Genomic DNA, 25,584 nt, shown 5'->3' with positions numbered 1-25,584 from the left:
GGCAGCATGGTAAAACCCAAAGGACTTGGACGTGGACTGGACGCGTTGTTATCAGGCGATACAGAGAGTATTGCTTCGTCAGAGGCGTTGCGAACACTGCCGGTGGGTCAGCTGCAACCAGGTAAATATCAACCCCGCTCTTATATGAATGAAGAAACGCTACAAACGCTGGCCGACTCCATTGCAACGCAGGGTATTATGCAGCCAATTCTGGTGCGTGAGGTGGCCCCAGAAAAGTTTGAAATTATTGCTGGCGAACGCCGTTGGCGTGCCTCACAAAAAGCTGGATTGAGCGAAGTCCCAGTGTTGGTACGAGAGATTGCGGATGAAGCGGCGTTGGCAATGGCCTTGATCGAAAATATCCAGCGTGAAGATCTAAACCCTTTAGAAGAAGCCATGGGGATCAAACGTTTAATCGATGAATTTGAGATGACGCATGAAAAAGCGGCCGAAGCAGTTGGTCGATCTCGGGTGGCTGTCTCCAATTTGTTGCGCTTATTAACGTTGACGCCGATGGTGCAAGATATGTTGCTCGATAATCAAATTGATATGGGGCATGCACGCGCGTTGGTGGGAAGTGAGCCGGCACAGCAAATCTTGCTGGCCAACAAGGTTGTGCAGGATGGGCTATCTGTGCGAGAAGTAGAACGCTTGATTCAGTCTGAGCCGTCGAGTGCTAAAAAGGCAAAACCATCTGTGCATCCTGATGTGGCGCATTTGCAAAATCAACTTAGTGAGCAACTAGGGGCTGAGGTGGCGATTAGTAGTAAAGCGAGCGGTGCTGGTGTGCTTAAATTAAGCTTTGCAAATCTTGATCAACTGGATGATTGGATAGCAAAACTCACTGATAATCACCAGAAATCATAAGTTAAATCACTTATCTTGCAGTGAATGCAGATTTTTCCCACACATTCAGACAGTTAAGTCTTGTATGGTGCTTGACTTCGGTCGGTAGATAATTCAAAATCTCGCGTCTTTGTAGTATTTAGCCTTGAATTTTAGCGGTCAAACCCCATGAGCGGTCAACAACACCCTGCGGCTGGCATGTCGCTTTACAGCAATATGCTCCGTTGGCAGTTAATCGCAACGGGAGCTGTCACTTTGATTGCTTATGCCGTGGGCAACCAATCCGCCGCAATATCAGCGTTGATGGGTGGCATTTCTGTCGTAATTGCTGCATGGTTTGCTGCAAAAATTGCAGAAAAAGGCAGCAACAAAACAGATCCAACAGCAATTTTGCTAAATTTGCTCAAGGCCGAAGCAATTAAAATATTAATCATCGCGATTATCTTATTTGTGGTTTTTAGGCTGTATCACGCACTGGTGCCATTTGCGTTGATTTCAGGGTTGGCTGCAGCAGCACTGTTTTCTGGTGCTGCCTTGGCGAAATCACAAGTAGATGTGTAGACACGTTAATTTAAAAACAGTTTGAAGATATGACAACCGAACACACACAAAACGTAGAACTCACCCCTTCCGAATATATCGCCCACCACCTGAGCTTTAATGCGCAAGGGGTCAACGGAAACAGCGCTGGCGAAGGCTTTTGGGTGTTGCACTACGATACCCTGCTCACCTCAGTGGTGCTTGGTTTGCTGGTGATGGGCTTGATTTGGTGGGTAGCGCGTGGCGCAACCGCCGGCGTGCCCACCAAAAGACAAGCATTTGTTGAGCTAGTGTTTGGATTTGTGGATGATCAAGTAAAAAATATTTTTCATGGCGACCGCCATGCTTTCATTGCGCCCACCGCATTAACAGTGTTTATTTGGGTGCTTGCGATGAACTCTATGGACTTTTTGCCTGTGGATTGGATTGCAGGGATTGTTTCATTTTTTGGCGGTGAACACGCCAAATGGCGCATTGTGCCAACGTCAGATATCAACACCACATTTGCCTTAGCGTTGGCGGTGTGGTTTTTAATGATCTACTTCTCCATCAAAGCCAAGGGCTTGGGTGGTTGGATTCATGAGCTGTTTTGTTCGCCATTCGGTAGCAATCCACTCGTTTGGCCAGCAAACTTCTTGTTCAACTTAATTGAATACGTTTCTAAGCCACTCTCTCACTCTTTACGTTTGTTCGGCAACATGTACGCCGGCGAAATTATTTTCTTGCTGCTGGGTATGTGGGCAGCCACTGGGCTGACCGGGACTATTTTCGGTGCCATCTTGGGTGCTGGTTGGTCTATCTTCCATATTCTGATTGTTGCGTTGCAAGCATTTATTTTTATGATGTTGACTGTGGTCTACTTGGCCATGGCGCATGAGTCTCACTAGTTTTGACTTTGTAGTTGTTTTTAATTGTTTATAAGAGAGGGTATTAAATGGAAGCATTAGCATTGATTCAAGCCTACACAGGCGTTGGTATCGGTTTGATTATTGGTTTGGGTGCTGCTGGCGCCTGTATCGGTATCGGTATCATGTGTGCAAGTTTCTTGGAAGGCGCAGCCCGTCAACCAGAAATGATCCCAGCCCTGCAAGGTAAAGTATTCTTGCTGTTGGGTCTGATCGACGCGTCTTTCATTATCGGTGTTGGTCTGGCAATGATGTTTGCATTTGCAAACCCATTGTTGAGCGTTGTTGCCAAGTAATTTTTACTTGGTTATCTCCGCCCGGTAGGGTTTAAGGTCTGTCTTAAACCTTTCAACCAATCAGTATGATGGATCCAAAATGAATATTAATTTCACACTCATCGCGCAAGCTATTGCATTTGCAGTGTTGATCTGGTTCACGGTGAAATTCGTTTGGCCGCCGCTGTTAAAAGCGATTGAAGCGCGTCAAAAGGAAATCGCAGATGGTTTGGCTGCTGCCCAAGAGGGCAGAAGCGCCCTAGAGGTGGCTGCCAAAAAATCTGAAACCACATTGAACGAGGCCAAACAAAAGGCAAGTGAGATCATTGGGCAAGCTGAAAAACGTGCCGCTCAAATCATTGACGAAGCCAAGGGTAATGCCAAGGCTGAAGGTGATCGCATTATCGCGGGTGCTAAAGCTGAAATCGATCAAGAAGTTAACCGTGCCAAAGAAGGTTTACGCGCACAGGTTTCTACATTGGCCGTGGCTGGCGCAGAAAAAATCCTGCGTAAAGAAATCGACGCTAAAGCGCACAGCGAAATGTTGACTAAACTCGCTGCGGAACTTTAAGGTAAAAGGGATAAAACATGGCTGAAATCTCAACCATTGCAAGGCCTTATGCTGTTGCAGCTTATAAGCTCGGCAAAGAAACGAAGGCACTCGCAGCATGGTCTGAAATGTTGGCATTGGCCGCGGCAGTCGCAGCAAATGACCAAATGAAAACCCTGATTGATAACCCTAAGCTGAATGCAGCTGATATCGAAACAGCATTCCTGAAGGTTTGTGGCGACAAGCTCAACGAACAAGGGCAGAATTTGATCAAAATTTTGGTTGAATATGGCCGTTTATCCTTATTGCCAGCCATTGCTGACGCTTTTGAAGCGCTAAAAGCACAAGACGAAGGCACCTTGGACGCGCAGATCATTGCAGCTGCCAAACTGACAGCGACACAAACCAAGGATTTGGTAAAACGTCTGGAAGCTAAGTTCGGCAAGAAAATTGAAGCAAGCGTTTCGGTAGATCCGGAAATCATCGGCGGCATCAAAATTATTGTTGGCGACACCGTTATCGACGCGTCTGTCCAAGGTCAGTTACAAAATTTAGCCTATACGCTCACCGCATAAGGCATAGGAGAATTAAATGCAGTTATCTACATCAGAGATTAGCGAGCTCATCAAGAGCCGTTTAGAAAACTTCTCTACCTCTGCGGAAGCCCGCACTCAAGGTACCGTAATTTCCGTTACAGACGGCATTGTGCGTATCCATGGTTTGTCTAACGTGATGTCCGGCGAGATGATTGAGTTTCCTGGCAACACTTTTGGTTTGGCTTTGAACCTCGAGCGTGACTCCGTGGGTGCAGTGGTATTGGGCGAATACGAACACATTACAGAAGGCGACACATGTAAGTGTACAGGCCGTATTCTGGAAGTGCCGGTTGGCCCTGAATTAATTGGCCGCGTGGTGAATGCCTTGGGTCAACCGATTGATGGTAAAGGCCCAGTCAATGCAAAATTGACAGACAAAATTGAAAAAATCGCCCCAGGTGTGATTGCACGTAAATCTGTGTCACAACCTGTTCAAACTGGCTTGAAGTCAATTGACTCAATGGTGCCGGTAGGCCGTGGTCAACGTGAGTTGATCATTGGCGACCGTCAAACTGGTAAAACAGCGGTTGCGGTGGATGCGATCATCAACCAAAAAGGTCAGAACATGACCTGTATCTACGTCGCTGTTGGCCAAAAGGCTTCAACAGTCGCTAACGTGGTACGTAAACTGGAAGAGCATGGCGCGATGGCTTATACCATTGTGGTTGCTGCAACAGCTTCAGACTCCGCTGCATTGCAATTCTTAGCCCCTTACGCAGGTTGTACGATGGGTGAATACTTCCGTGACCGTGGTCAAGACGCATTGATCGTTTATGATGACTTGTCCAAACAAGCGGTTGCTTACCGTCAAATCTCCTTGCTGTTGCGTCGCCCACCAGGCCGTGAAGCTTATCCAGGTGACGTGTTCTACATCCACTCACGTTTGTTAGAGCGCGCAGCGCGTGTGAACGAAGAGTATGTTGAAAAATTCACAAATGGTGAAGTCAAAGGTAAAACCGGTTCACTGACCGCTCTACCAGTGATTGAAACCCAAGCTGGTGACGTGTCAGCATTCGTTCCAACCAACGTGATTTCGATTACCGATGGCCAGATTTTCTTGGAAACGGATTTGTTTAACGCGGGCGTGCGTCCAGCGATTAACGCCGGTATCTCAGTCTCTCGCGTAGGCGGTGCTGCACAAACCAAAATCATCAAAAAATTGGGTGGTGGCGTACGTTTGGCATTGGCCCAATATCGTGAATTGGCTGCCTTTGCGCAGTTTGCCTCTGATCTGGATGAAGCAACCCGCAAACAGTTAGACCGCGGTCGTATGTTTACTGAGTTGATGAAACAAGCACAATACGCACCATTGAACGTTGCAAACATGGGCGTGAGCTTATTTGCAGCCAATAAAGGTTTCTTTGATGACGTGCCGACCAACAAGGTATTGGCATTTGAAAATGCATTACATGGTTTCTTGAACTCTAAGTACAAGCAAATTATTGATGCAATTGAATCCAGCAAAGACCTGAGTGGTGACAACGAGAAAGCATTAGAAGCTGCGATTCAAGACTTCAAAGCAACAAACGCTTATTAATCTCTGACACTTCGACTTAGGAACCAAATATGGCAGGTAGTAAAGAGATTAGAACCAAGATCAAGAGTGTTGAAAATACACGCAAGATCACCAAAGCGATGGAGATGGTTGCCGCTTCTAAAATGCGTAAGGCGCAAGATAGAATGCGTGCTTCTCGCCCTTATGCGGACAAAATTCGCAACGTGGCGGCCCACCTCTCTTTCGCACAGTCCGAGTATCGTCATCCGTTCTTGATTAAGCGCGACGTGGTGAAAAATGTGGGTCTGATTGTTGTCAGCTCCGATAAAGGCTTGTGCGGTGGTTTGAATACAAACGTATTACGTTTGTCTTTAAACCAGATGAAAGCTTGGGAAGCGGAAGGCAAAGGGATTAGCGTTAGCGCGATCGGTAACAAAGGCTACGGCTTTATGAACCGCATCGGCGCGAAAGTGCAGTCACACATCACAGGTCTTGGTGATACGCCGCATCTAGAAAAATTGATCGGGTCGATCAAGGTGATGCTTGATGCTTACATTGCCGGTGAAATCGATCAGCTTTACATCTGCTACACCAAATTTATCAACACCATGAAGCAAGAGCCGACCATGCAACAATTGTTGCCACTGACCGGTGAGCAATTGGGTAGCCCGAACGGCCATTGGGATTATATTTATGAACCCGAAGCGCAACCGGTGGTAGATGAGTTGATGACGCGTTACATCGAATCACTGATTTATAACGCAGTGGCTGAAAACATGGCTTCTGAGCAATCTGCACGTATGGTCGCGATGAAGTCTGCTTCTGACAATGCGAAAAACGTAATTGGCGAGTTGAAATTGGTTTACAACAAAGCCCGTCAGGCGGCAATTACCAAAGAAATTTCAGAAATCGTCGGCGGTGCAGCAGCGGTCTCGTCCTAAGGCGTACGTTTTGTAAATGCTTGCCGCCCAAACGCGACAAGCAAACGTAAGTGAAAGAATTCAATTAGATCTGACTCATACAGTTAGGAAAAGAAAATGGCAAAGGCAAATCAAGTAGTAACAGGTAAGGTAGTACAGTGTATTGGCGCTGTGGTTGACGTGGAGTTTCCACGTGATCAAATGCCTAAAGTGTTCGATGCATTAATCATTGAAGCAGCGGATAACAATGCAGAAGCTGGCTTAACCTTAGAAGTACAACAGCAATTGGGTGACGGCGTGGTTCGTACCATTGCCATGGGTTCTTCAGATGGTCTGGCACGCGGTACCACCTTCAGAAACACTGGCTCAGCGATTTCTGTGCCAGTCGGTGAAGGTACCTTGGGTCGTATTATGGACGTACTGGGCCGCCCAATTGATGAAGTGGGTCCAATCGACTCCACCGAGTTCCGTTCAATTCACCAAAAAGCACCTGCTTTCGAAGACTTGTCCCCTTCCGTAGATCTGTTGGAAACGGGCATCAAGGTGATTGACTTGGTCTGTCCTTTTGCTAAGGGCGGTAAAGTGGGTCTGTTCGGTGGTGCGGGTGTAGGTAAAACCGTGAACATGCTTGAACTGATTAACAACATCGCGAAACAGCACTCTGGTTTGTCAGTATTTGCCGGTGTTGGTGAGCGTACGCGTGAAGGTAATGACTTCTACCACGAGATGGCAGATGCTGGCGTCATCAAGCTAGACAACATGAAAGAGTCAAAAGTAGCTATGGTGTTCGGTCAGATGAACGAACCTCCGGGCAACCGTCTGCGCGTGGCTTTGTCTGGTTTGACCATGGCGGAAAAATTCCGTGATGAAGGCCGTGATGTCTTGTTCTTTGTGGATAACATCTACCGCTACACATTGGCTGGTACTGAAGTATCAGCGTTGCTAGGCCGTATGCCATCAGCCGTGGGTTACCAACCAACGTTGGCTGATGAAATGGGTCGTTTGCAAGAGCGTATTACCTCTACAAAAGTGGGCTCTATTACTTCTATTCAAGCCGTTTACGTGCCTGCGGATGACTTGACTGACCCATCACCAGCGACGACCTTCCAACATTTGGACTCCACCGTTGTATTGTCACGTGACATTGCATCATTGGGTATTTATCCAGCGGTTGACCCGTTAGATTCTACCTCACGCCAGTTAGACCCATTGGTTGTTGGTGAAGAGCACTACGCGGTTGCACGCAGCGTGCAGCAAACACTGCAACGCTACAAAGAACTGCGGGACATTATCGCGATTCTGGGTATGGACGAATTGTCTCCAGAAGACAAATTGGCTGTGGGTCGTGCACGTAAGATCCAACGTTTCTTGTCACAACCTTTCCACGTGGCTGAAGTGTTTACCGGCGCACCAGGTAAATACGTACCACTGAAAGAAACCATCAAAGGCTTTAAAGCCATTGTTGCTGGCGAATACGATCATCTGCCAGAGCAAGCGTTCTACATGGTGGGTGGCATTGAAGAAGCGGTTGAAAAGGCTAAAACACTGAACTAATGCAGGTGGAAACAAGCAGATCTAGCAAGATTTGCTTGTTTAAACGAATTTCAGTGATATAGAAAAGAGAACATTATGGCAAATACTGTGCATATCGATGTTGTGAGTGCCGAAGCGTCTATCTTCTCTGGTGAAGCCGAATTTGTGGTGGCACCAGCGGGAACAGGCGAAGTGGGTATTTATCCACATCACGCACCTATGATTACAACGATCAAGCCGGGTGCCTTGCGTATCAAGCAAGCTAACGAGCAAGATGAAACTGTGATTTACATTTCTGGTGGCATGTTAGAAGTGCAACCGGGGTTAGTAACAGTATTGGCAGACACAGCCATTCGTGGTCAAGATTTAGATGAAGCGAAAGCTGTTGCAGCAAAAGAAGCTGCTGAAGAAGCTTTGCGTAACCGCTCATCAGATATTGATTACGCCGCAGCACAAGCTGAGCTCGCTGAAGCAATTGCGCAAATTCAGGCAATCCAAAAATTGCGTAAATCTGTGCACTAGATTGCGCACGGGACTAGTAATAAAACAGGCGGCTTTCGAGCCGCCTTTTTTGTTTCTGAGATAAAATAAGCATATGAGTAATTTAAATATTGTAATCTTGGCAGCGGGCAAAGGCACTCGAATGCAATCTGCCCTGCCTAAAGTACTGCATGCGGTAGGTGGCAAGCCTATTTTGCATCATGTGATTGATGCGGCGAGACAATTGCAACCACAAAACATAACAGTGGTGTATGGTTTTGGTGGCGAATTAGTCCAACAACAAACACCCGGTACCGATTTGCGGTGGGTATTACAAGCTGAACAATTAGGCACTGGGCACGCAGTACAGCAGGCGTTACCGAGTTTGCCTGCCGAGGGTAAAACGCTCATTTTGCTGGGAGACGTACCTTTAGTGGATGTTGCCGCTTGTCGAGCCATGTTGGAACATGCAGACCAGCAATTGGTGGTGCAGACATTTATTAAGGCTGACCCTTGTGGTTACGGCCGCATCGTACGTAATGCGCGAGATGAGGTGGTAGGCATCGTCGAACATAAAGACGCGAGCGAGGCGCAGCGCCAAATTAAAGAGGTTAATACTGGCATTATGGCGATGCCAAATGCGCAATTGAAAACTTGGTTGGGTAAAATCACCAATCAAAACGCTCAAAAAGAATATTACCTGACGGATATCATCAGTCTATCCGTGCTTGAAGGTCGCCCAGTTATACCCTATGTGGTGAAAGATGCCTGGTCTGTTACCGGCATCAATTCGAAACTGGATCTGCAACAAATCGAACGAGAGTACCAACAGCGCCAAGCCAATTCGCTGATGACACAGGGCGTCACCTTGTTAGATGCACAGCGGATTGATATTCGGGGCGCATTGCAATGTGGTAGAGATGTGGTGATTGATGTTAACTGTGTGTTTGAGGGCAACGTCATCCTAGAAGATGGTGTGTACATTGGACCTCATTGCGTCATTCGCGATGCAACGATTGCACAAGGCACACAAATAGCCGCTTTTACGCATGTCGACCAAGCGAATATCGGCAAAGACAGTAAAATCGGCCCTTTTGCTCGCTTGCGGCCTGGCGCCCAGTTGGCGGCGGATACGCATATTGGCAATTTTGTTGAAATTAAAAATGCGACGATCGGCTTAGGCAGTAAAGTGAATCACCTGAGTTATGTGGGTGATGCCAGCATTGGCGCTCATGTCAATATTGGGGCTGGCGTCATCACCTGCAATTATGATGGTGCCAATAAACATAAAACAGTGATTGAAGATCATGTATTTGTAGGCTCAGATACCCAATTAGTGGCTCCTGTAACCGTTGGTCATGGGGCGACCATTGCAGCAGGCTCGACGATTACCAAAGATGTGCCGGCAGAGACGTTAACCTTATGCCGTGCGCGCGGGCAAAGATCAATTCAGGGATGGAAACGTCCACAAAAGGTGAAAAAATAAGCGTATGTGTGGGATTGTCGGTGCGGTTTCAACTAGAAATATCGTTCCACTCTTGATTGAGGGGTTAAGTCGACTAGAGTATCGTGGCTATGATTCGGCAGGGATCGCAATACTCAACCAGCACATAGAGCGTGCACGGGCGGTAGGTCGCGTTTCGGAGTTGGCGCTAAAAGCAGAAGGCATGCACGGCACCGTTGGCATTGGCCATACCCGATGGGCAACGCATGGGGGTGTCACTGAACAGAACGCGCACCCACACGTATCCCCTGCGCAAGATCAGGCACAGATCGCAGTGGTACATAACGGTATTATCGAAAATCACGATGAACAAAGAGACCGCTTAAAAGCACTCGGCTATCAGTTTTATTCGCAAACGGATACCGAGGTGATTGCGCATTTGGTGCATCACTATTACCAACAATCTCATGATTTATTAACCGCTGTAAAAAAAGCCATTGCAGAGTTGACCGGTGCGTATGCCATTAGTGTGATCGCGTTGGATCAGCCGACCAAAATGGTGGTTGCGCGCCTCGGTTGTCCCTTGTTAATAGGACTGGGTGAGGGCGAAAACTTTGTGGCCTCTGATGTCTCGGCGGTGTTGTCAGCGACCCGCAAAGTGATCTATCTGGAAGATGGCGATGTAGCCACGTTGCAAACAGATTCGGTGGTGATTATCGACAAACAGGATGAAGTGGTGTCGCGCAAAATTCATCTGAGCGATGTGTCTCTGGCCTCCCTTGAGTTGGGACCATACAGCCATTTCATGCAAAAAGAAATCTACGAACAGCCACGTGCAATAAGCGATACGATTGAGGCACTGATCGATGATGGTGCTTTTAGAAGTGAATTGTTTGGCCAATCGGCAGCGGCAGTGCTGTCCAAAGTCGATAGTGTATTGATCCTCGCTGCTGGGACCAGCTATTACGCCGGGTTGACTGCAAAATACTGGCTGGAAAGTATTGCAAAGATACCCACTTCAGTAGAAATCGCCAGTGAATATCGCTATCGTGAATCGGTGCCGAATCCGAATCAATTGATTGTGACTATCTCACAGTCGGGCGAAACCCTTGACACCATGGAAGCGCTGAAGCATGCCCAAAAACTCGGCCATCGTCACAGCTTGGCGATTTGCAATGTGCAAGAAAGTGCGATTCCACGCGCATCCTCCTTAATATTCTACACGCGGGCTGGCGCTGAAATTGGCGTTGCCAGCACCAAAGCCTTCACCACCCAACTGATTGCATTATTTGTGCTTGCAGTGACACTGAGCAAAGTGCGCGGCCTGTTAACTGAAGCCCAAGAACAGCAGTATTTGTCTGACCTGCGCCAGCTAACCGGTAGCGTGCAGATTGCCTTAAATTTAGAGCCGCAGATTCGTGAATGGGCACATCGCTTTGGTGATAAAGAGCATGCATTGTTCCTTGGACGAGGCATTCACTACCCAATTGCCATGGAAGGCGCACTCAAGCTGAAAGAAATCTCTTATATTCACGCAGAGGCCTATCCAGCTGGAGAGCTGAAACACGGGCCGTTGGCTTTGGTGGATAACAATATGCCTGTCGTGGTGATTGCACCCAATGATGCGTTGCTTGAAAAAGTAAAGTCCAACATGCAAGAAGTAAAAGCGCGTGGTGGTGAATTGTTCGTGTTTGCCGATGCCGATAGCCACTTTAAAGAGTCAGAAGGCGTACATGTCATCCGCACACCGCGCCATGTTGGCGTATTGTCGCCCATTTTGCATGTGATTCCAGTGCAATTGCTGGCTTACCATGTCGCCCTACTTAAAGGCACGGATGTCGATAAACCACGAAACCTTGCTAAAAGTGTGACGGTTGAATAAGCCTGTAGGCTTTTTGTGACTGGCGATCTGCCGCGTGAGCAGCACAAGGCGCGGCATATTTGGTGGACGATAAAGCCGGGTAATACAAACGTAAAGACTAGAAAAGCAGACACATTCCGGGCTTTTTTCAAACAAGAAAAAAGCCCGCTTCGCTTACAATGATATTCGGTGCTCATCAGGAAAGCAGTCATGTCTACGTCGCAACATAGTATTATTGGTCGTCAGCCAATTGTGAATAGTCAGCAAGAGATTATTGGTTACGAGTTCTTTTTCAGAAATGATCAGAATGGCACCAATGCGCCTTTTGAAGAGGATATTCAAACTTGCGCCAAAATTTTGTCCACAACGATGGATGAGATGCATGAGAATTGGTTACTCGGCCAGCAATTAGCCTTTATCAACGTTGACCGCCTGATGCTCAGTAGCGTGTTTTTGGAGTTAATGCCGGCAGAAAAAACCGTCCTCGAAGTGGTGAATTCAGTAGAAGTCACTGCTGAAATCATTGAGCGTTGTCGCGAGCTTAAAACAAACAAATTTAAAATTGCGCTAGACAACCCACAGCATCACGCGCAGCTAGAGGCATTAATCCCTTATGCCGATTACATCAAACTAGACATGCGCGATGTAGATATTGTACAAGCCACACAATGGTTAAAAAAATACCAAGCCACCGGTTGCCAGTTGATTGCCGAAAAAGTCGAGCAAAATGCGCAATTTACTGCTCTGTTAGAGGCGGGCTATCAACAGTTTCAGGGTTATTTTTATGCCAGACCAGAAAACCTGAATAGCAAAGTGATTAATCCAAGTTTTGACGGTGTATTGCATTTGCTGAATCTGGTGAGCCAGGATGCGGAAAACAAAACCATAGAAAATGGCTTCAAGCGCGACACCACCCTGAGTTATAAATTACTGCGCTACATTAATTCGGTAGGCTTTGGCCTGTCGTGCGAGGTGCAGTCGATCGGACACGCGTTGACGATTTTGGGCCGTAACCAGCTCTATCGTTGGTTGACTTTGTTGATGGTGACGGCTGGCAATAATAGTAGCTCCCCTGCCCTGATGAAAACGTCTATCACACGTGGCCGACTCACTGAACTGCTCGGGGAGCCTTTCTTTGAAAAGCGTGATCGCGATAATTTATTCGTGGTCGGTGTTTTTTCATTACTCGACATCATGCTCAAGGTGCCGATGGAAAATGTGCTCGAAAAATTGCAATTGCCAGAGGCGATCGTCGATGCCTTAGTGAGGCGTGAAGGCATTTTTGGTCCATTTTTGAAGCTGACAGAGGCCTGCGAAGATGCCAATAACGAAGAGATTTTGCAATTAGCGGCCATGCTACAACTCAACCCTGACAAGGTGAACCAGTGTCATATGGATGCGCTCGCTTGGACTGAAGCCTTGGGAATTTGATCCGGAGAATCACACCTCTCCCCCGCTTGAAAAAATAAAACGTATGCCCATATTGAAAATACAGGCGCTTGTTGTTTGAGGCCTGTGCAATGTGTTCATCGCTTCATTTTAAAAGGATCAACGATATGCGTACTTATGATTTAAGCCCTTTCTACAGAACTGCGATTGGTTTTGACCGCTTAGCTAAAATGCTTAACGAAAATCAGCGTAATGAAAATGAAATCAGCTACCCACCCTACAATATTGAACTGGTCGACGAAAACACTTACAAAATTGTCATGGCTGTCGCCGGATTTCATCAAGACGAGTTGGACATAGAAAGTGAACATCAGTCTTTACGCGTCACCGGCCGTAAAGTTAAAAAAGAGCAACAAGCCAATTATCTGCACCGAGGCATTGCCACGCGTGACTTCGAGCATAAATTTCAGCTGGCTGATCACGTTAAAGTCACCCATGCCCATCTCGAAAATGGCTTATTGACCATTGCATTATTACGCGAGATTCCTGAAGCGCTCAAACCGCGCAAAATTCAAATTGGCACCACAGAGCATGCGCCAGCCTCTTTTATCGAACAAAAGGCGGCCGCCTAACTCGCCAGCCAAAGGGCCTTTGGGCCCTTTTTTGTTGCTGCGTATTTATATACAAGCTAATTTCAAGCGTGCGTATTAAAATAGGGCCTTTCAAACCCTTGTCCTGGAATCTCTCATGGCGCAATATGTGATGTCCATGCTCCGCGTGAGCAAAGTCGTGCCGCCCAAACGGCAAATCATCAAAAACATCTCACTGTCTTTTTTCCCCGGCGCAAAAATTGGTTTGCTCGGGTTAAACGGCTCAGGAAAGTCTACCGTGCTTCGTATCATGGCGGGCGCTGACAAAGAGTATGAAGGCGAAGTGCAATGGCAGCCCAATCTATCGATTGGTTATTTACCGCAAGAGCCGCAGTTAGATCCAAATAAAACCGTGCGTCAAGAAGTTGAGGCAGGCCTTGGCGCGATCATGGAAGCCAAACAAAAGCTAGAAGAAATTTACGCAGCATATGCTGAGCCAGATGCCGATTTTGATCAGCTCGCTGAAGCGCAAGCCAAATATGAAAATATTCTGGCTGCAAGTGGAAGCGATGTCGAGCAGCAACTTGAAATCGCTGCCGATGCCTTACGTTTACCGCCTTGGGACGCGATGATTGGGCCGTTATCTGGCGGTGAAAAACGCCGCGTTGCGCTGTGTAAACTGCTGCTCTCCCAACCCGATATGCTGTTGCTGGATGAGCCAACCAACCACCTGGATGCTGAATCCGTTGAATGGCTGGAACAATTCTTGGTGCGCTTTCCCGGCACCGTCGTTGCGGTGACCCATGATCGCTATTTTCTTGATAACGCCGCCGAGTGGATTTTGGAGCTAGACCGTGGTGAAGGCATTCCATGGAAAGGGAACTACTCCAGTTGGCTTGAGCAAAAAGAAGATCGATTAGCTTTAGAGCAAAAGCAGGAGGATGCGCACCGTAAAGCCATGAAGCAAGAGCTGGAATGGGTGCGTCAAGGCGCCAAGGCACGTCAAAGCAAGAGTAAAGCGCGTTTAGCGCGTTATGAAGAAATGTCTAGTGTTGAGTATCAGCGCCGCAATGAAACGCAAGAAATCTTCATTCCGCCGGGTGAGCGTCTAGGCAATCAGGTCATTGAATTTAAAAATGTTTCTAAAGGCTTTGGTGATCGGCTGCTGATCGATGATCTATCGTTCACCATTCCGCCCGGGGCAATCGTGGGCGTGATTGGTCCTAACGGTGCCGGTAAATCTACCCTCTTCCGCATGCTTCAAGGTAAAGAGCAAGCAGATAGCGGCGAAATTATCACTGGCCCCACGGTCAAATTGGCTGCCGTGGATCAAACGCGTGATGGCTTGGATAACGATAAAACCGTGTTTGAGGCGATTTCTGGTGGGTTGGATATCTTGTCTGTGGGCAAGTTTGAAATGCCTAGCCGAGCGTATATTGGCCGGTTCAATTTCAAAGGTGGTGATCAACAGAAAATCGTTGGCCAGCTGTCAGGCGGTGAGCGTGGCCGGTTGCATTTGGCTAAAACACTCATCTCTGGCGCCAATGTTTTGCTATTAGATGAGCCTTCTAATGATCTGGATGTCGAAACCTTGCGGGCGTTAGAAGACGCCTTGTTAGAATATTCGGGTTGCGTGTTGGTCACCTCTCACGATCGCTGGTTTTTGGACAGAATTGCCACGCACATACTTGCGGCAGAAGGCGACTCACAATGGACCTTCTTTAATGGCAATTATCAAGAATATGAAGCCGATAAGAAAAAACGCCTTGGTGAAGAAGGGGCAAAACCCAAACGCATTCGATACAAACCGATTACGCGTTAATGCAAAAGCCCATTCTGACGGATGGGCTTTTTTTATCACTGAGCCCTGTTGTAAATAAAAGACAAACAGCAGTAAATGAACGTTTAACCCTTACTCCTTATTTACAAGGGGTATGCGATGCATGCAAGATTATTTTGCAATTTACAAAAACCTTTTAGATGCACTATTTTGGGGAGAAGAAAGTATGGCAGGTTGGTTTGAGCTGACAAAAAGTGACAAGACGGAACAATTTAGTTTTGTATTAAAAGCAGGTAATAGTGAGCCGATTTTGAGGAGTGAGCAGTACACCACGAAAGCCGCGGCGCTCAATGGTATTACATCGGTACAAACAAATAGTGCGTTGGATGCGCGCTATCAAGCATTGGCCGCAAAAGACGGTAGACCTTATTTCAATCTGCTCGCCGGTAACCATCAAATTATTGGTACCAGCCAAATGTATGCTTCAGAAGCGGCGCGTGATAAAGGGATTGCGTCAGTCAAAAATTATGGCGCCTCTAAAGTCATCAAAGACCTGACAGCCGGTTAACACTATTCAGAAGTCTGCCTCGCCTTATGCGGGGCATTTTTCATGATGGCATCCCACACGCTGGCAGGAATAAGCCGCATCAGTCTGGCAATCAAGCCCATTTGCCAGGGGATGATGGTGAAGCGGCGATGTGCAGCAATTGCGCGCAAGGCATGGGTTGCAAACGTCTCTGCGTCCATTAAAAACGGCATACGGTAAGTGTTCACCGCGGTCATCGGCGTACGAATATAACCAGGGGCAATCGTGGTGACTGGGATATTGTATTGTTGCATCTCAATCCGCAAGCTCTCTAAATAGGTGATGGCGGCCGCTTTGCTTGCGCTGTAGGCCCCTGAGCCTGGCAAGCCGCGAATGCCAGCAACACTGGCAATGCCGACCAATTGCGCGGGCTCGCCAAGTGTTCGGCTTAGTTTCATCGCCTCAATAAAGGGCTGAAAGGTATGTACCATGCCGAGGACATTGGTCTCAAACACTGCCCGAAACGCTGAAATATCCTCTACATGCTCAGTTAAGGTCCCGCGACTAACGCCGGCATTGGCAATGATGATATGGGGCGTGCCATGCGCCACCATAAAATTGTTTGCGATCGCTTGCATCCCTCCCGCATCGCGTACATCTGCCGGATAAACCACACAAGTTGATTGGAACGACGATCTTAGTTGATCTGCTAGTCGATGCAACGCCACTTCGTTTCGGCCGCAAAGCGCCAACATTGCATTGGCACCCAATTTTTTGGCATAAGCGGTGGCAAACGCAGCGCCCAACCCGCTTGAAGCACCGGTAATCAGAATGCGTGTCATTGCTGGGGCGCTGGCGGGCATAGCTTTCGGCTGTCTAAATAAAACACTTAGCATGACACAAAATACAGGGCTTGCGTATCAGGCGTGTGGCATCCGCTTGCCCGTCGGGGCGATGCGGTTAGGCAAATTGTAAAAACTGCAAATCTTGCTTAGCGGGCGTGAAAATGACATCGACACACACATTTCTATCTTTAAAGTTGTGCCTATACAGGCGCTCAAGATCTGTTCTTAATTCGAACTGATGACATAGTTGTGCCAATTTGTGGTCGCATGGGACCTTTAATTCTATCCAAATATAAATCATTCGGCCCAGTTCTAGTGACTTGCACTCAATATCTAAATCTTCGTGGATGCAGGCATGAAAAGTGGGCGAATTTTGTAAAAAAGCCAATGTATACAGACTATTAATTCTTGCTGAGAGTGCAGGCATGGTGTTGGCACCCAACAGTTGCTTTAAAAACCGTTTGAAAATACTTAACGGTTCCGGAAACGCAATGATGCAGACAAATAGCACAATCATCGGGTCAAAATAAGGCGCAAAACGGGCAAGAAACGTGTGTTCAATGAGGGTGGCCATAAAAAATCCGATCGAAATTGCCAGCGTGATTAGGCCATCAATTTGCCAGTTCACCACGTCCAATTTAAGGAGTGCAGAGCCAGACTCTTTTGCTTTTGCATCTGTAAATCGCCACATCAGCAGGCACACTATCGCAGAAAATAGCGCAAAAATAGCGACCGCCAAGGAATGCGGGTGCCTACCTCCGTGCGAGATCGCAATCAAAGCCATCAGCGCAGAAAACACTAATAAAGCCATGGCCATTAATGCATTGACTAGGTTGAGAAAAGCCTCAAATGCATGGTAGCCGAAAGGATAATTTTTTGAGTGCCCATTCTGAATCAAACGGCTGACTTTAAGGGCGGCCCAAGAAAATAAAATATCAGATAAGCCAAATGCCCCATCCAGCAATAGCGCCGCCGAGTCAGCCCATATTGCAAATAGTGTTGCAGTGCAACCAAGTAGCGCTGTTGCAAATAGGCTGACTTTGAGCGCCGTCTGTTCAGGATTGTTACTGCGAACACGGCTCGTATATTTACGGATTAGATTTAGCATCACTTCTCTCCCGACCTTTTCTTATTTGTTTGTTTTTTGGCTGATTATTGCATACTGTCCGATATATGTCTTAATTAAGATGACAATTTTTATTGTAGGCAATAAAAAACCAGCCCGTAGGCTGGTTTTTTAAACGTCATAATGCAAGCTACAGGTCTGTTTTACCAAATCGGTATGGCAGCAGTTTGCCGACAATTAAAAACTTCTCGGCTTCCTCTCGCGTGTAAATCTCGGGGGTAAACCCATCGCTAGCGTCTCCTCGAACTTCGATCTGACCATCAAGCCGCAGTTTAATCCGCTTAATTCTAAGCGTCTTGCCCTGCTGAATGACATACACACCGTCTTCATGGATGTGCTGGCAACTTGTATCTACCAGTGCCTGCTCCCCCAATTTAAAACTGGGGTTCAGCGTGTCCGTATTGACCGTAATCGTAATGATATGACTCGGGTCCACATCGGTCACGGCTGAAACATCGAGCATATTTCTCGAGATTTGCATTAATAAATAGTTGTTATTATTCAAGTCGTTCGAGCTACCTGGCTCGAAATACTTAATGTACTCCATGTCTGCTTCACTTTCCTCTATCGCTGCGCTGGGAGCGGCTCCCAGCAAAGAGGCATCTTCATCGGTATTCCCTATCCACCATGCGACAGGTCGGCCAGTCTTGCGCTCGAGATCTTTGAGGGCAGACTCTCTCGGTAACCGATCATTCTTGATCCATTCGTGCACAGTCTGGGGTGCAAGTCCATGCTCCCTAGCCCATTGATTAATGGATCTCTGTCCGATGAGTGAGATGAGTTTTGATGAAATGCCCGACATATTAAATGCTCGAGGAGGTTTCCGAGGGACCGTCAGACAAATCCGCGGAGGGGAAGAGTCTGTAAAGTTTTACAGCGTTAGTATGGGACATGAGTTATTGAGTATAAATTAAATTTGTCTTAATTAAGTCGATTTTTTAGATTTCTATCAAATTTATAGTGTTAAATTAAGATGATTGTTGACTGTTCATCAAATATATGTCTTAATTAAGGTGTTTAATCAGATGAAAAAACACATAAACACCGTTTAATTCAGTTGATTGACCGATTTTCTGAATCTGACCCTATAAAGCAGACAAAAATTCGATCTAAATCAGTTGCGTTAAACAAAACTAATTTTTGGGTAGAAAAAACTGAACACCTGAGTATTAAGTTTTAAAAATTACACGTTCAAATATCAGCGGACACCTCAAAAACACACCTTCCCTAAGGGAGTTGGTTGTGCATTGTGGTTGTAAGGCTTTTATTCGCCCAAAAATTAAATAAATTAATTCGTAATTTTAGCACCTTCAATGCCGACGGCGGCAACTTTTGGTGCTGGATTCAAAAACTCAATGTGCGAAAGGCTTGCATGCGTTTTTTTTATAGTTTGGTTTTATCCATCACGCTGTTGATCGGCAGTTTTATTTATATGCTATGGGCTAATACTGTTTATGCCGCGGAAGTACCAGCACAAACCACCGCTACTGTTTCACTGGATAGCTTAGTCACCAATGCGGTCAACATTGTCAAGGCATTCGACGGTGGCGCGGCAAAGCAAGTCTGGGATAGCGCTAGTCAGCAAACAAAAAAATATCAAACCCGCGATGTATTCGCAAAAAGTATTGCTGATTCGCGCAAACCGCTGGGTGATATTGCGGGCAGAAAATGGTTGTCTGTCGAGTCCGTCGAAATCACCAAGCCAGGAAATGTCGCCCCAGGCAACTACATCAATGTTCTGTTTGCAAGTGGCTTTACAGGCTCAAAAGAGCCCGCACGTGAATCCGTAACCTACGTCAATGAAAACGGCACTTGGTATTTTGCTGGCTACATGTTGTTGGTTCCGCCATCGATTACAAATCCTGTAGGTGGATTTGCACCGCCGAGCGCGGCAGCGCCAGCCCAGTCGATGTCTGACAGTGCCGAGTCAAAATCAAAATCCAAGAAAAAATAAGTTATTAGCTTAAAAATTGCCAATCCCTGTGAGAGGTCGGAATGAATAAGTCCTACAAAATTATCTTTAACAGCCACAGCGGCATCTGGGTGGTCGTCAGTGAATTAGTATCTTCACGTGGTAAACGATGCTCATCGGTAGTAGCCGCTTTGGCCGCAATCACTGCAATTGGGATTTCAAATGGTTCTTATGCTGATACAGCCTTGGGTGGTTGTACTCCAACGGGGGGCACTCTTAATGAGATTGGTATAGGTGCTAATACTGGCACATGCGTTGTGCAAGCTGGTGGTACCGGTGCCATCGGTATTGGTGCAAACGTAAGAGCGGTGACGGCAAACGGGAACGCAATTGCTATCGGCACGAACGCGCAGGCCGAAGCAAGTGATGGCGATATGCTGGCCATTGGCGATGGCGCGAGGGCAATAGGTATTGATTCCACGGCCCTGGGTGGTGGCACGTTGGCAAGTGGGCAAGACTCAATTGCGATTGGGGGGAACGGTTCGTCTGCCACACAAACAGGTGCTACAACGCTGGGGTACAACTCAAATGCGACTGGTACACGTGCAACAGCCTTGGGTTCCTTGGCCAATGCATCCGGGGAAAACGCGGTTGCTATTTCAAATGGCTCAAACTCTGCTTCAAACAATGGTGTTGCAATTGGTGCGGGTACGATCACCACAAGCGGAACAAGTAACGGTGTAGCCATAGGTGGCAATGCGGCGTCTAGAGCTGAAAATGCAGTTGCACTTGGTGCGGCTGCAAATGCCAATTCCATCAATGCGCTGGCATTAGGTGCCAATAGTAGCGTGACCTTGGCGAATTCAGTTGCGTTGGGGAGTGATTCATCCGCAACAGCGACGACTGCAACAACAAACTGGACGACTGCGAATGGCGTGGTGCAAGGCCGGACATTCACAGTAAATCAGGCGCCCACTAACGGCGTGGTCGCTGTGGGCAATAGACAAATACAAGGTGTGGCTGATGGCGAAGTATCAGCTACCAGCACAAACGCAATTAACGGTAGCCAGTTATTCGCAATTACCAATGCGATTGCCGACACACCACTGGGCTTTACCGCCGACAGTGGGACTAAGGTTGACCGTAAACTGGGCGAAACCTTGAAGATCATCTCAGGGAATGCGACGGGTACGGCCACGACCAACCTGAAGACAACCACCACAGCCGACGGGATTGAGATTTCGTTCAAAGAGACGCCGACCTTCAAGGGAGCGGACTTTAGCGGTGGCAAGCTTATTAATGTAGGCGCTGGTAGTTTGGCAATGGGCTCGACGGATGGGGTCAACGGCGGTCAATTAAACACAGCCCTTGGCTCTGTGACCGACAAACTTGGTGGCGGCACGACATTCGACCCTGCGACGGGTAAGGTCACGGGCGGCTTTACGGTAGGCGGGAAAGACTACAATAACGTGGCGGATGCCATTGCAGGCACCACCAAAGCGATTGCCGACACACCACTGGGCTTTACCGCCGACAGTGGGACTAAGGTTGACCGTAAACTGGGCGAAACCTTGAAGATCATCTCAGGGAATGCGACGGGTACGGCCACGACCAACCTGAAGACAACCACCACAGCCGACGGGATTGAGATTTCGTTCAAAGAGACGCCGACCTTCAAGGGAGCGGACTTTAGCGGTGGCAAGCTTATTAATGTAGGCGCTGGTAGTTTGGCAATGGGCTCGACGGATGGGGTCAACGGCGGTCAATTAAACACAGCCCTTGGCTCTGTGACCGACAAACTTGGTGGCGGCACGACATTCGACCCTGCGACGGGTAAGGTCACGGGCGGCTTTACGGTAGGCGGGAAAGACTACAATAACGTGGCGGATGCCATTGCAGGCACCACCAAAGCGATTGCCGACACACCGCTGACATTTGCTGGTAATAGCGGCACTAATGTTGATCGTAAATTAGGTCAGACCTTCAATATTAAAGGTGCAGCAACCGCAGCGGGCTCATACTCTGGAGGCAACATTAAGACGGTTGCCAACGGGACGGATGGAATCGATATTCAATTGGCGGATGCGCCAGTATTTGCTGGTCAGGTGAAAGCCAATGGCTTTGATGCGAGTGGTCAGAAGATCGTCAATGTGGGTGTCGGTACGGCAACGACGGATGCTGTGAATATTGGCCAGTTAACAACGACTTTGGGAGGGAATGTTAGCTATAACGCAGACGGTACATTGAAAACAGGTTTTACAACAAATGCGGGCACCTATGGATCCGTTGCTGAAGCAATTAATGCTGTAAATACGACTGCATCAAAAGGTTGGAATTTGTCTACAAATGGAGGGGATAGCTCTAATGTTGCACCTGGCGCAACAGTGGATATTGCCGCGGGATCTAGTAATGTCATCGTATCGAATGTAGGTACGAATGTAAAAGTGGATATTGCTCAGGAGCTTAACTTGAACTCTGTCAAAACGGGTAATACCACAATGGATAGTACAGGTGTGGCGGTGGGCAGCAATGTGAAGCTCGGCGCAACTGGATTAGTCATCGAAGGCGGACCTAGCGTAACTGAATCCGGTGTGGATGCAGGCAACAAGGTAGTTAGAAATGTGGAAGCCGGTGCGGTGACAGAAGACAGCAAAGATGCAGTCAATGGCTCACAGTTGTATGCAGTTAAACAAACCGCTGGACGCGGTTGGGATATGACTACCAACGCGGTGGGAAGTGGCGTTGCCATAGGCAGTTCAGTGGCAAACATCGCCCCTGGAGATACTGCAAAATTTACGGCGGGTAACAATGTCATCGTCACACAAATCGGCAAAGAGGTGCAGCTGGCGGTAAACCCTGAACTGAAAGGCTTAACTTCTGTTGGTATCAATGGCGGCCCAACCTTGAGTAGTACAGGCATTGCAATGGGGGCAGGCAATACCCTCAATATGGGCGGCAATGCAATCACAAATGTGGCTGCCGGCACTGCTGGATCAGATGCGGTTAACCTGAATCAGATGACTTCTGCAATTGCGGCTGCTAAAACCAAATATTACAGCGTGAATTCTACAGGTGGTGGCAACCTTAATAATGATGGTGCTACCGGCGCTGACGCCATTGCATCGGGTAAAGACGCGATTGCCTCTAAAGACAATGCGATAGCAATCGGTAAAGGCGCCACAGCAGATACATTCAACAGTGTCGCCATTGGTGCAGCCAGCAAAACCGTGGATGTCGTGGCTACCAGCAAAACATCCTTGGGAGGAAAAGACTATCAATATGCTGGAACGACCCCGGTAGGTACGGTGAGCGTAGGTAGTGCTGATAACGAAAGAACAATTACCAATGTTGCAGCCGGTAGAGTGAATGCCACCAGTACGGATGCGATCAATGGTAGTCAGTTACATGTTCTTCAGACCGTGCTGAGTCCATTGCTCGACGCTGGCGGTGGTGGGCAGGTTGGTTTATTGCCCCCATCTGCAGGCGGTGTGGATTCTGCAAATCCAGGCCGACTCATGACGCAAACATATGGTTTTAATAACACCACTACTAGCTCAGTCAAAGCATCTGATTGCCAAACAGTGAATGGTGTTGACTCCACCGGCGTGGGCTTATGTGTAAAAGCGAGCCAAAAGGGCACCACAGCACTTGGCTCGAATGCGCAAGCAACGGCTGAAAACGCCACGGCTATAGGCTTCAGGTCAACCGCAAATGGTCAAGAGGCAGTTGCGGTTGGTTATCAAAATACAGCAGCTAAACAATCCGTTGCGATCGGGACTAATAATACGGTTACCGGTGAAAAATCGATCGCGATTGGGGTTGGTAATACAGTTGCGAGTAACCGCTCGATCGTCATTGGAGACCCTAGTCAGCTAGAGGCTGGTGCTGATGATACTACGATTATAGGTAACAATAATACTGTATCAGCATCGGCAAATCAGTCAGTTAGTGTTGGAAGTGACTCAGTCCTTTCTGCAACACGTACCGTAGCCTTAGGCGTTGGCGCTCAAGCAACAAAGGCAAATAGTGTGGCCTTAGGGGCCTTTAGTGTCACTGGCAATTATGCTCGAACGCAAAGTGTCTCTATTGGCAGCAGTACTTTCGCATTTGCTGGCTCTGGTGCGGAACTATCAACCGTCAGTGTTGGGCGTGCTGGCAGTGAGCGTCAAATTCAAAATGTGGCTGCTGGCCGCATTAGCAACTCCAGTACAGATGCCATTAATGGTAGCCAACTCTATGCGACCAATCAGGCGATTGAAACACTACAAGCTGGCATTGGCAGTGTTTATGAGACTTTAAATTATTTGGATGGACGCATCACGAATGTGGCGCGTGATGCAAATGCTGGCTCAGCTTCTGCCATGGCCATGGCTTCAATGCCGCAAGCTTGGGAGCCTAATAAGACGATTACATCGATGGGCGCAGCCACTTACCAAGGTGAATCCGCTTACTCAATGGGGGTTTCCAGAATGTCGGAAAACGGGCGTGTCACATTGAATTTTGGGGCAACAGGGAATACCCGCAACAAATTCGGCGTCGGCGTCGGGGTGGGAATCCAATGGTAATCATCAAATTAGGAAAACGGTGCATGAAATTCAATTTTTCATCCTTGCTCGCTAAAACAGCCATTGTATTCATGGTGGCTTCAGTCACTGCTTGTGTGACGGGGCATAGTCAGTCTTCCTCAGTCAAGCCGGTGGTTTTCCCCACGCCTAAGTACTCTTGGATCCCAGAGGGCGCATACGTCAATATGGAAAATCTCAGAAAAGTGAATTTGGGTTTAGCTAAGCAGCAGGTATACGCATTAATTGACAAACCACATTTTGAAGAAGGCTTTTTTAATGTCACTGAATGGAACTACATATTTAAACTGGAAAAAACTAAAAACAATTGGCTGACTTGCCAATTTCAACTCCGGTTTGATGATGAGAGGCGTGTCAGCCAATTATCTTGGAAGCGCGAGGATTGTAAGAACATTGTTGAGCAACCCGCAAAGTGAACCTTTAGAGTACCGCTTGATTGAACAGCGAACGACCTTGAAGCTCATGTCAACTGGCGGTGATTCACAATGATAAAAATGAAGGAAAAAAATGAATAGATATACCCCTATTCTTATCTGTTTGTTTGGAACGTTATTGGTTGGTTGCCAGAATGACAGCGCTGAGAACAAGCCGCAAACCACTGTCGCAGACAGTCAACAACAGCAATTACAGCCCTGCAATACCAACGCAGACAACTCAGCGGGTGCCTCAACGCCACCAACCAATTGTGATATGGGGCTAGCGCCCATTTTTTACAGTGGGGTCGTACAGGCTGCTGGGGCTGATGATCATCATCCGATGACTTATCAATTGCATGGCAAGCAGATTAATGGCGGTGAAGCCTTAGTAAAAGACTATCAGTTAGACGCTGGCGCATTAATGCTGTCCAAATATATTGGGCAAGAGGTTGTGTTGACTGGTATTCCACATCTGTTGGACACCTCCACTGGACTAGAAGTGATCGAGGTAAAGAGTATTGAATTTGATGGGGTTGTGAGTACGCAGTAAGTATTTTTTCTGTGCAACATACGATCCACAATCTGAAGAGAATTTGAATGAGAAATTGGTGTTTTACCCTGACAAAAAGAATTAGTCGTTTGCCTCACTTTAATACAGTACTAATTGCATGGATGTTTTGCATGATCGTAACGCTTTCGGTTTTGATTGCATTGTGTTTGATGGCGTGTGTGTTTGAACACTGTTCGCCACTTTTTTAGCTTTCCTTGATGCGGTCACCACGTGCAGGTGGTTCATCCAAGCCGCATCAAGGACTTTTTAAAAAAGTGGTTTTTCTGAATATTTGGCATTGTGGCCGTTTCAATGAGCGTTAACTACCTTTGCCAAGCCTCTGATGCATATTGCGGTGAGTTAGGCCAATGAGTTTTATCAAAGGACAGAGGCACTTGGGTTTGTTGGAATCTATGGGTGGA

Annotated in this window: 23 protein-coding genes; 20 read left to right on the top strand and 3 right to left on the bottom strand. The window is 47.5% G+C overall.

The genetic code is table 11. The features are described 5' to 3' along the window. Window positions 1-6: 6 nt before the first annotated feature. The 16 genes from FIT99_RS12300 to FIT99_RS12225 all read left to right on the top strand — a co-directional run bounded on the left by FIT99_RS12300 (window position 7) and on the right by FIT99_RS12225 (window position 15,772). Entirely contained in the window at window positions 7-867 is an 861-nt protein-coding gene (locus FIT99_RS12300; RefSeq protein ID WP_140004547.1) for a ParB/RepB/Spo0J family partition protein, read from the top strand. 147 nt (window positions 868-1,014) lie between these two features. Continuing rightward, window positions 1,015-1,407, top strand: coding sequence for an ATP synthase subunit I (locus tag FIT99_RS12295; RefSeq protein WP_140004546.1), 393 nt, complete (start codon window positions 1,015-1,017; stop codon window positions 1,405-1,407). Between the two features lie 29 nt (window positions 1,408-1,436). Then, window positions 1,437-2,273, top strand: coding sequence for a F0F1 ATP synthase subunit A (atpB, locus tag FIT99_RS12290; protein WP_140004545.1), 837 nt, complete (start codon window positions 1,437-1,439; stop codon window positions 2,271-2,273). Between the two features lie 47 nt (window positions 2,274-2,320). After that, complete coding sequence (gene atpE / locus FIT99_RS12285) at window positions 2,321-2,587, top strand: F0F1 ATP synthase subunit C (RefSeq protein ID WP_018987204.1); 267 nt, start codon at window positions 2,321-2,323, stop codon at window positions 2,585-2,587. Between the two features lie 79 nt (window positions 2,588-2,666). Next, window positions 2,667-3,137: a F0F1 ATP synthase subunit B gene (locus FIT99_RS12280; RefSeq protein WP_140004544.1), complete on the top strand. Its 471-nt coding sequence runs from the start codon at window positions 2,667-2,669 to the stop codon at window positions 3,135-3,137. Between the two features lie 17 nt (window positions 3,138-3,154). Beyond that, window positions 3,155-3,691: a F0F1 ATP synthase subunit delta gene (locus FIT99_RS12275; protein ID WP_140004543.1), complete on the top strand. Its 537-nt coding sequence runs from the start codon at window positions 3,155-3,157 to the stop codon at window positions 3,689-3,691. A gap of 16 nt (window positions 3,692-3,707) precedes the next feature. Beyond that, window positions 3,708-5,249, top strand: a complete 1,542-nt coding sequence (gene atpA / locus FIT99_RS12270; protein WP_140004542.1) for a F0F1 ATP synthase subunit alpha — start codon at window positions 3,708-3,710, stop codon at window positions 5,247-5,249. A 29-nt stretch (window positions 5,250-5,278) separates the two neighbouring features. Then, a complete protein-coding gene (gene atpG, locus FIT99_RS12265; RefSeq protein WP_140004541.1) occupies window positions 5,279-6,148 on the top strand; it encodes a F0F1 ATP synthase subunit gamma in 870 nt (289 codons plus the stop codon). Window positions 6,149-6,244: 96 nt separating this feature from the next. Then, window positions 6,245-7,681 (top strand): F0F1 ATP synthase subunit beta, encoded by a 1,437-nt coding sequence (gene atpD / locus FIT99_RS12260; RefSeq protein WP_140004540.1) that lies wholly within the window; start codon window positions 6,245-6,247, stop codon window positions 7,679-7,681. Window positions 7,682-7,756: 75 nt separating this feature from the next. Further along, a complete protein-coding gene (locus FIT99_RS12255) occupies window positions 7,757-8,182 on the top strand; it encodes a F0F1 ATP synthase subunit epsilon (RefSeq protein WP_140004539.1) in 426 nt (141 codons plus the stop codon). Between the two features lie 73 nt (window positions 8,183-8,255). Then, window positions 8,256-9,626, top strand: coding sequence for a bifunctional UDP-N-acetylglucosamine diphosphorylase/glucosamine-1-phosphate N-acetyltransferase GlmU (gene glmU / locus FIT99_RS12250; protein WP_140004538.1), 1,371 nt, complete (start codon window positions 8,256-8,258; stop codon window positions 9,624-9,626). A 4-nt stretch (window positions 9,627-9,630) separates the two neighbouring features. Then, complete coding sequence (gene glmS, locus FIT99_RS12245) at window positions 9,631-11,466, top strand: glutamine--fructose-6-phosphate transaminase (isomerizing) (RefSeq protein WP_140004537.1); 1,836 nt, start codon at window positions 9,631-9,633, stop codon at window positions 11,464-11,466. Between the two features lie 189 nt (window positions 11,467-11,655). Beyond that, on the top strand, window positions 11,656-12,876 hold the full coding sequence (locus FIT99_RS12240) for an EAL and HDOD domain-containing protein (protein ID WP_140004536.1): 1,221 nt from the start codon (window positions 11,656-11,658) through the stop codon (window positions 12,874-12,876). A 125-nt stretch (window positions 12,877-13,001) separates the two neighbouring features. After that, complete coding sequence (locus FIT99_RS12235) at window positions 13,002-13,466, top strand: Hsp20 family protein (RefSeq protein WP_140004535.1); 465 nt, start codon at window positions 13,002-13,004, stop codon at window positions 13,464-13,466. A 115-nt stretch (window positions 13,467-13,581) separates the two neighbouring features. After that, on the top strand, window positions 13,582-15,246 hold the full coding sequence (gene ettA / locus FIT99_RS12230) for an energy-dependent translational throttle protein EttA (RefSeq protein WP_140004534.1): 1,665 nt from the start codon (window positions 13,582-13,584) through the stop codon (window positions 15,244-15,246). 121 nt (window positions 15,247-15,367) lie between these two features. Continuing rightward, entirely contained in the window at window positions 15,368-15,772 is a 405-nt protein-coding gene (locus tag FIT99_RS12225) for a YegP family protein (protein WP_223261218.1), read from the top strand. Window positions 15,773-15,774: 2 nt separating this feature from the next. Here the strand turns inward: FIT99_RS12225 and FIT99_RS12220 are convergent, their stop codons facing one another. From FIT99_RS12220 to FIT99_RS12210, 3 genes are all read right to left on the bottom strand, one after another. After that, a complete protein-coding gene (locus FIT99_RS12220) occupies window positions 15,775-16,593 on the bottom strand; it encodes an SDR family oxidoreductase (protein WP_223261217.1) in 819 nt (272 codons plus the stop codon). A 97-nt stretch (window positions 16,594-16,690) separates the two neighbouring features. Next, entirely contained in the window at window positions 16,691-17,683 is a 993-nt protein-coding gene (locus FIT99_RS12215) for a cation transporter (protein WP_140004533.1), read from the bottom strand. 148 nt (window positions 17,684-17,831) lie between these two features. Then, complete coding sequence (locus FIT99_RS12210; RefSeq protein ID WP_140004532.1) at window positions 17,832-18,413, bottom strand: S24 family peptidase; 582 nt, start codon at window positions 18,411-18,413, stop codon at window positions 17,832-17,834. A 660-nt stretch (window positions 18,414-19,073) separates the two neighbouring features. On the opposite strand from FIT99_RS12210, the gene FIT99_RS12205 reads away from it, so the two are divergent. From FIT99_RS12205 to FIT99_RS12190, 4 genes are all read left to right on the top strand, one after another. Beyond that, on the top strand, window positions 19,074-19,655 hold the full coding sequence (locus FIT99_RS12205; protein WP_140004531.1) for a DUF4019 domain-containing protein: 582 nt from the start codon (window positions 19,074-19,076) through the stop codon (window positions 19,653-19,655). Between the two features lie 41 nt (window positions 19,656-19,696). Beyond that, window positions 19,697-24,178, top strand: a complete 4,482-nt coding sequence (locus tag FIT99_RS12200) for a YadA-like family protein (RefSeq protein ID WP_140004530.1) — start codon at window positions 19,697-19,699, stop codon at window positions 24,176-24,178. A gap of 23 nt (window positions 24,179-24,201) precedes the next feature. Then, window positions 24,202-24,612 carry an outer membrane protein assembly factor BamE gene (locus FIT99_RS12195; protein WP_189524757.1) on the top strand — a complete coding sequence of 137 codons (411 nt, stop codon included), beginning with the start codon at window positions 24,202-24,204 and terminating at the stop codon, window positions 24,610-24,612. 91 nt (window positions 24,613-24,703) lie between these two features. Then, window positions 24,704-25,162: a hypothetical protein gene (locus FIT99_RS12190; protein ID WP_140004528.1), complete on the top strand. Its 459-nt coding sequence runs from the start codon at window positions 24,704-24,706 to the stop codon at window positions 25,160-25,162. The last annotated feature ends 422 nt before the right edge of the window (window positions 25,163-25,584 follow it).

Origin of the sequence: Methylophilus medardicus (genome assembly GCF_006363955.1) — a bacterium.
Taxonomy (GTDB): domain Bacteria; phylum Pseudomonadota; class Gammaproteobacteria; order Burkholderiales; family Methylophilaceae; genus Methylophilus; species Methylophilus medardensis.
Note: the sequence above shows the minus strand (reverse complement) of the source record. Positions and strands in the feature narration are given on the sequence as shown.

Coding starts and splice junctions, on each gene's coding strand:
- FIT99_RS12300 (WP_140004547.1), top strand. CDS start 7: ATGGTAAAACCCAAAGGACTTGGACGTGGACTGGACGCGTTGTTATCA.
- FIT99_RS12295 (WP_140004546.1), top strand. CDS start 1,015: ATGAGCGGTCAACAACACCCTGCGGCTGGCATGTCGCTTTACAGCAAT.
- atpB (WP_140004545.1), top strand. CDS start 1,437: ATGACAACCGAACACACACAAAACGTAGAACTCACCCCTTCCGAATAT.
- atpE (WP_018987204.1), top strand. CDS start 2,321: ATGGAAGCATTAGCATTGATTCAAGCCTACACAGGCGTTGGTATCGGT.
- FIT99_RS12280 (WP_140004544.1), top strand. CDS start 2,667: ATGAATATTAATTTCACACTCATCGCGCAAGCTATTGCATTTGCAGTG.
- FIT99_RS12275 (WP_140004543.1), top strand. CDS start 3,155: ATGGCTGAAATCTCAACCATTGCAAGGCCTTATGCTGTTGCAGCTTAT.
- atpA (WP_140004542.1), top strand. CDS start 3,708: ATGCAGTTATCTACATCAGAGATTAGCGAGCTCATCAAGAGCCGTTTA.
- atpG (WP_140004541.1), top strand. CDS start 5,279: ATGGCAGGTAGTAAAGAGATTAGAACCAAGATCAAGAGTGTTGAAAAT.
- atpD (WP_140004540.1), top strand. CDS start 6,245: ATGGCAAAGGCAAATCAAGTAGTAACAGGTAAGGTAGTACAGTGTATT.
- FIT99_RS12255 (WP_140004539.1), top strand. CDS start 7,757: ATGGCAAATACTGTGCATATCGATGTTGTGAGTGCCGAAGCGTCTATC.
- glmU (WP_140004538.1), top strand. CDS start 8,256: ATGAGTAATTTAAATATTGTAATCTTGGCAGCGGGCAAAGGCACTCGA.
- glmS (WP_140004537.1), top strand. CDS start 9,631: ATGTGTGGGATTGTCGGTGCGGTTTCAACTAGAAATATCGTTCCACTC.
- FIT99_RS12240 (WP_140004536.1), top strand. CDS start 11,656: ATGTCTACGTCGCAACATAGTATTATTGGTCGTCAGCCAATTGTGAAT.
- FIT99_RS12235 (WP_140004535.1), top strand. CDS start 13,002: ATGCGTACTTATGATTTAAGCCCTTTCTACAGAACTGCGATTGGTTTT.
- ettA (WP_140004534.1), top strand. CDS start 13,582: ATGGCGCAATATGTGATGTCCATGCTCCGCGTGAGCAAAGTCGTGCCG.
- FIT99_RS12225 (WP_223261218.1), top strand. CDS start 15,368: ATGCAAGATTATTTTGCAATTTACAAAAACCTTTTAGATGCACTATTT.
- FIT99_RS12220 (WP_223261217.1), bottom strand. CDS start 16,593: ATGCCCGCCAGCGCCCCAGCAATGACACGCATTCTGATTACCGGTGCT.
- FIT99_RS12215 (WP_140004533.1), bottom strand. CDS start 17,683: ATGCTAAATCTAATCCGTAAATATACGAGCCGTGTTCGCAGTAACAAT.
- FIT99_RS12205 (WP_140004531.1), top strand. CDS start 19,074: ATGCGTTTTTTTTATAGTTTGGTTTTATCCATCACGCTGTTGATCGGC.
- FIT99_RS12200 (WP_140004530.1), top strand. CDS start 19,697: ATGAATAAGTCCTACAAAATTATCTTTAACAGCCACAGCGGCATCTGG.
- FIT99_RS12195 (WP_189524757.1), top strand. CDS start 24,202: ATGAAATTCAATTTTTCATCCTTGCTCGCTAAAACAGCCATTGTATTC.
- FIT99_RS12190 (WP_140004528.1), top strand. CDS start 24,704: ATGAATAGATATACCCCTATTCTTATCTGTTTGTTTGGAACGTTATTG.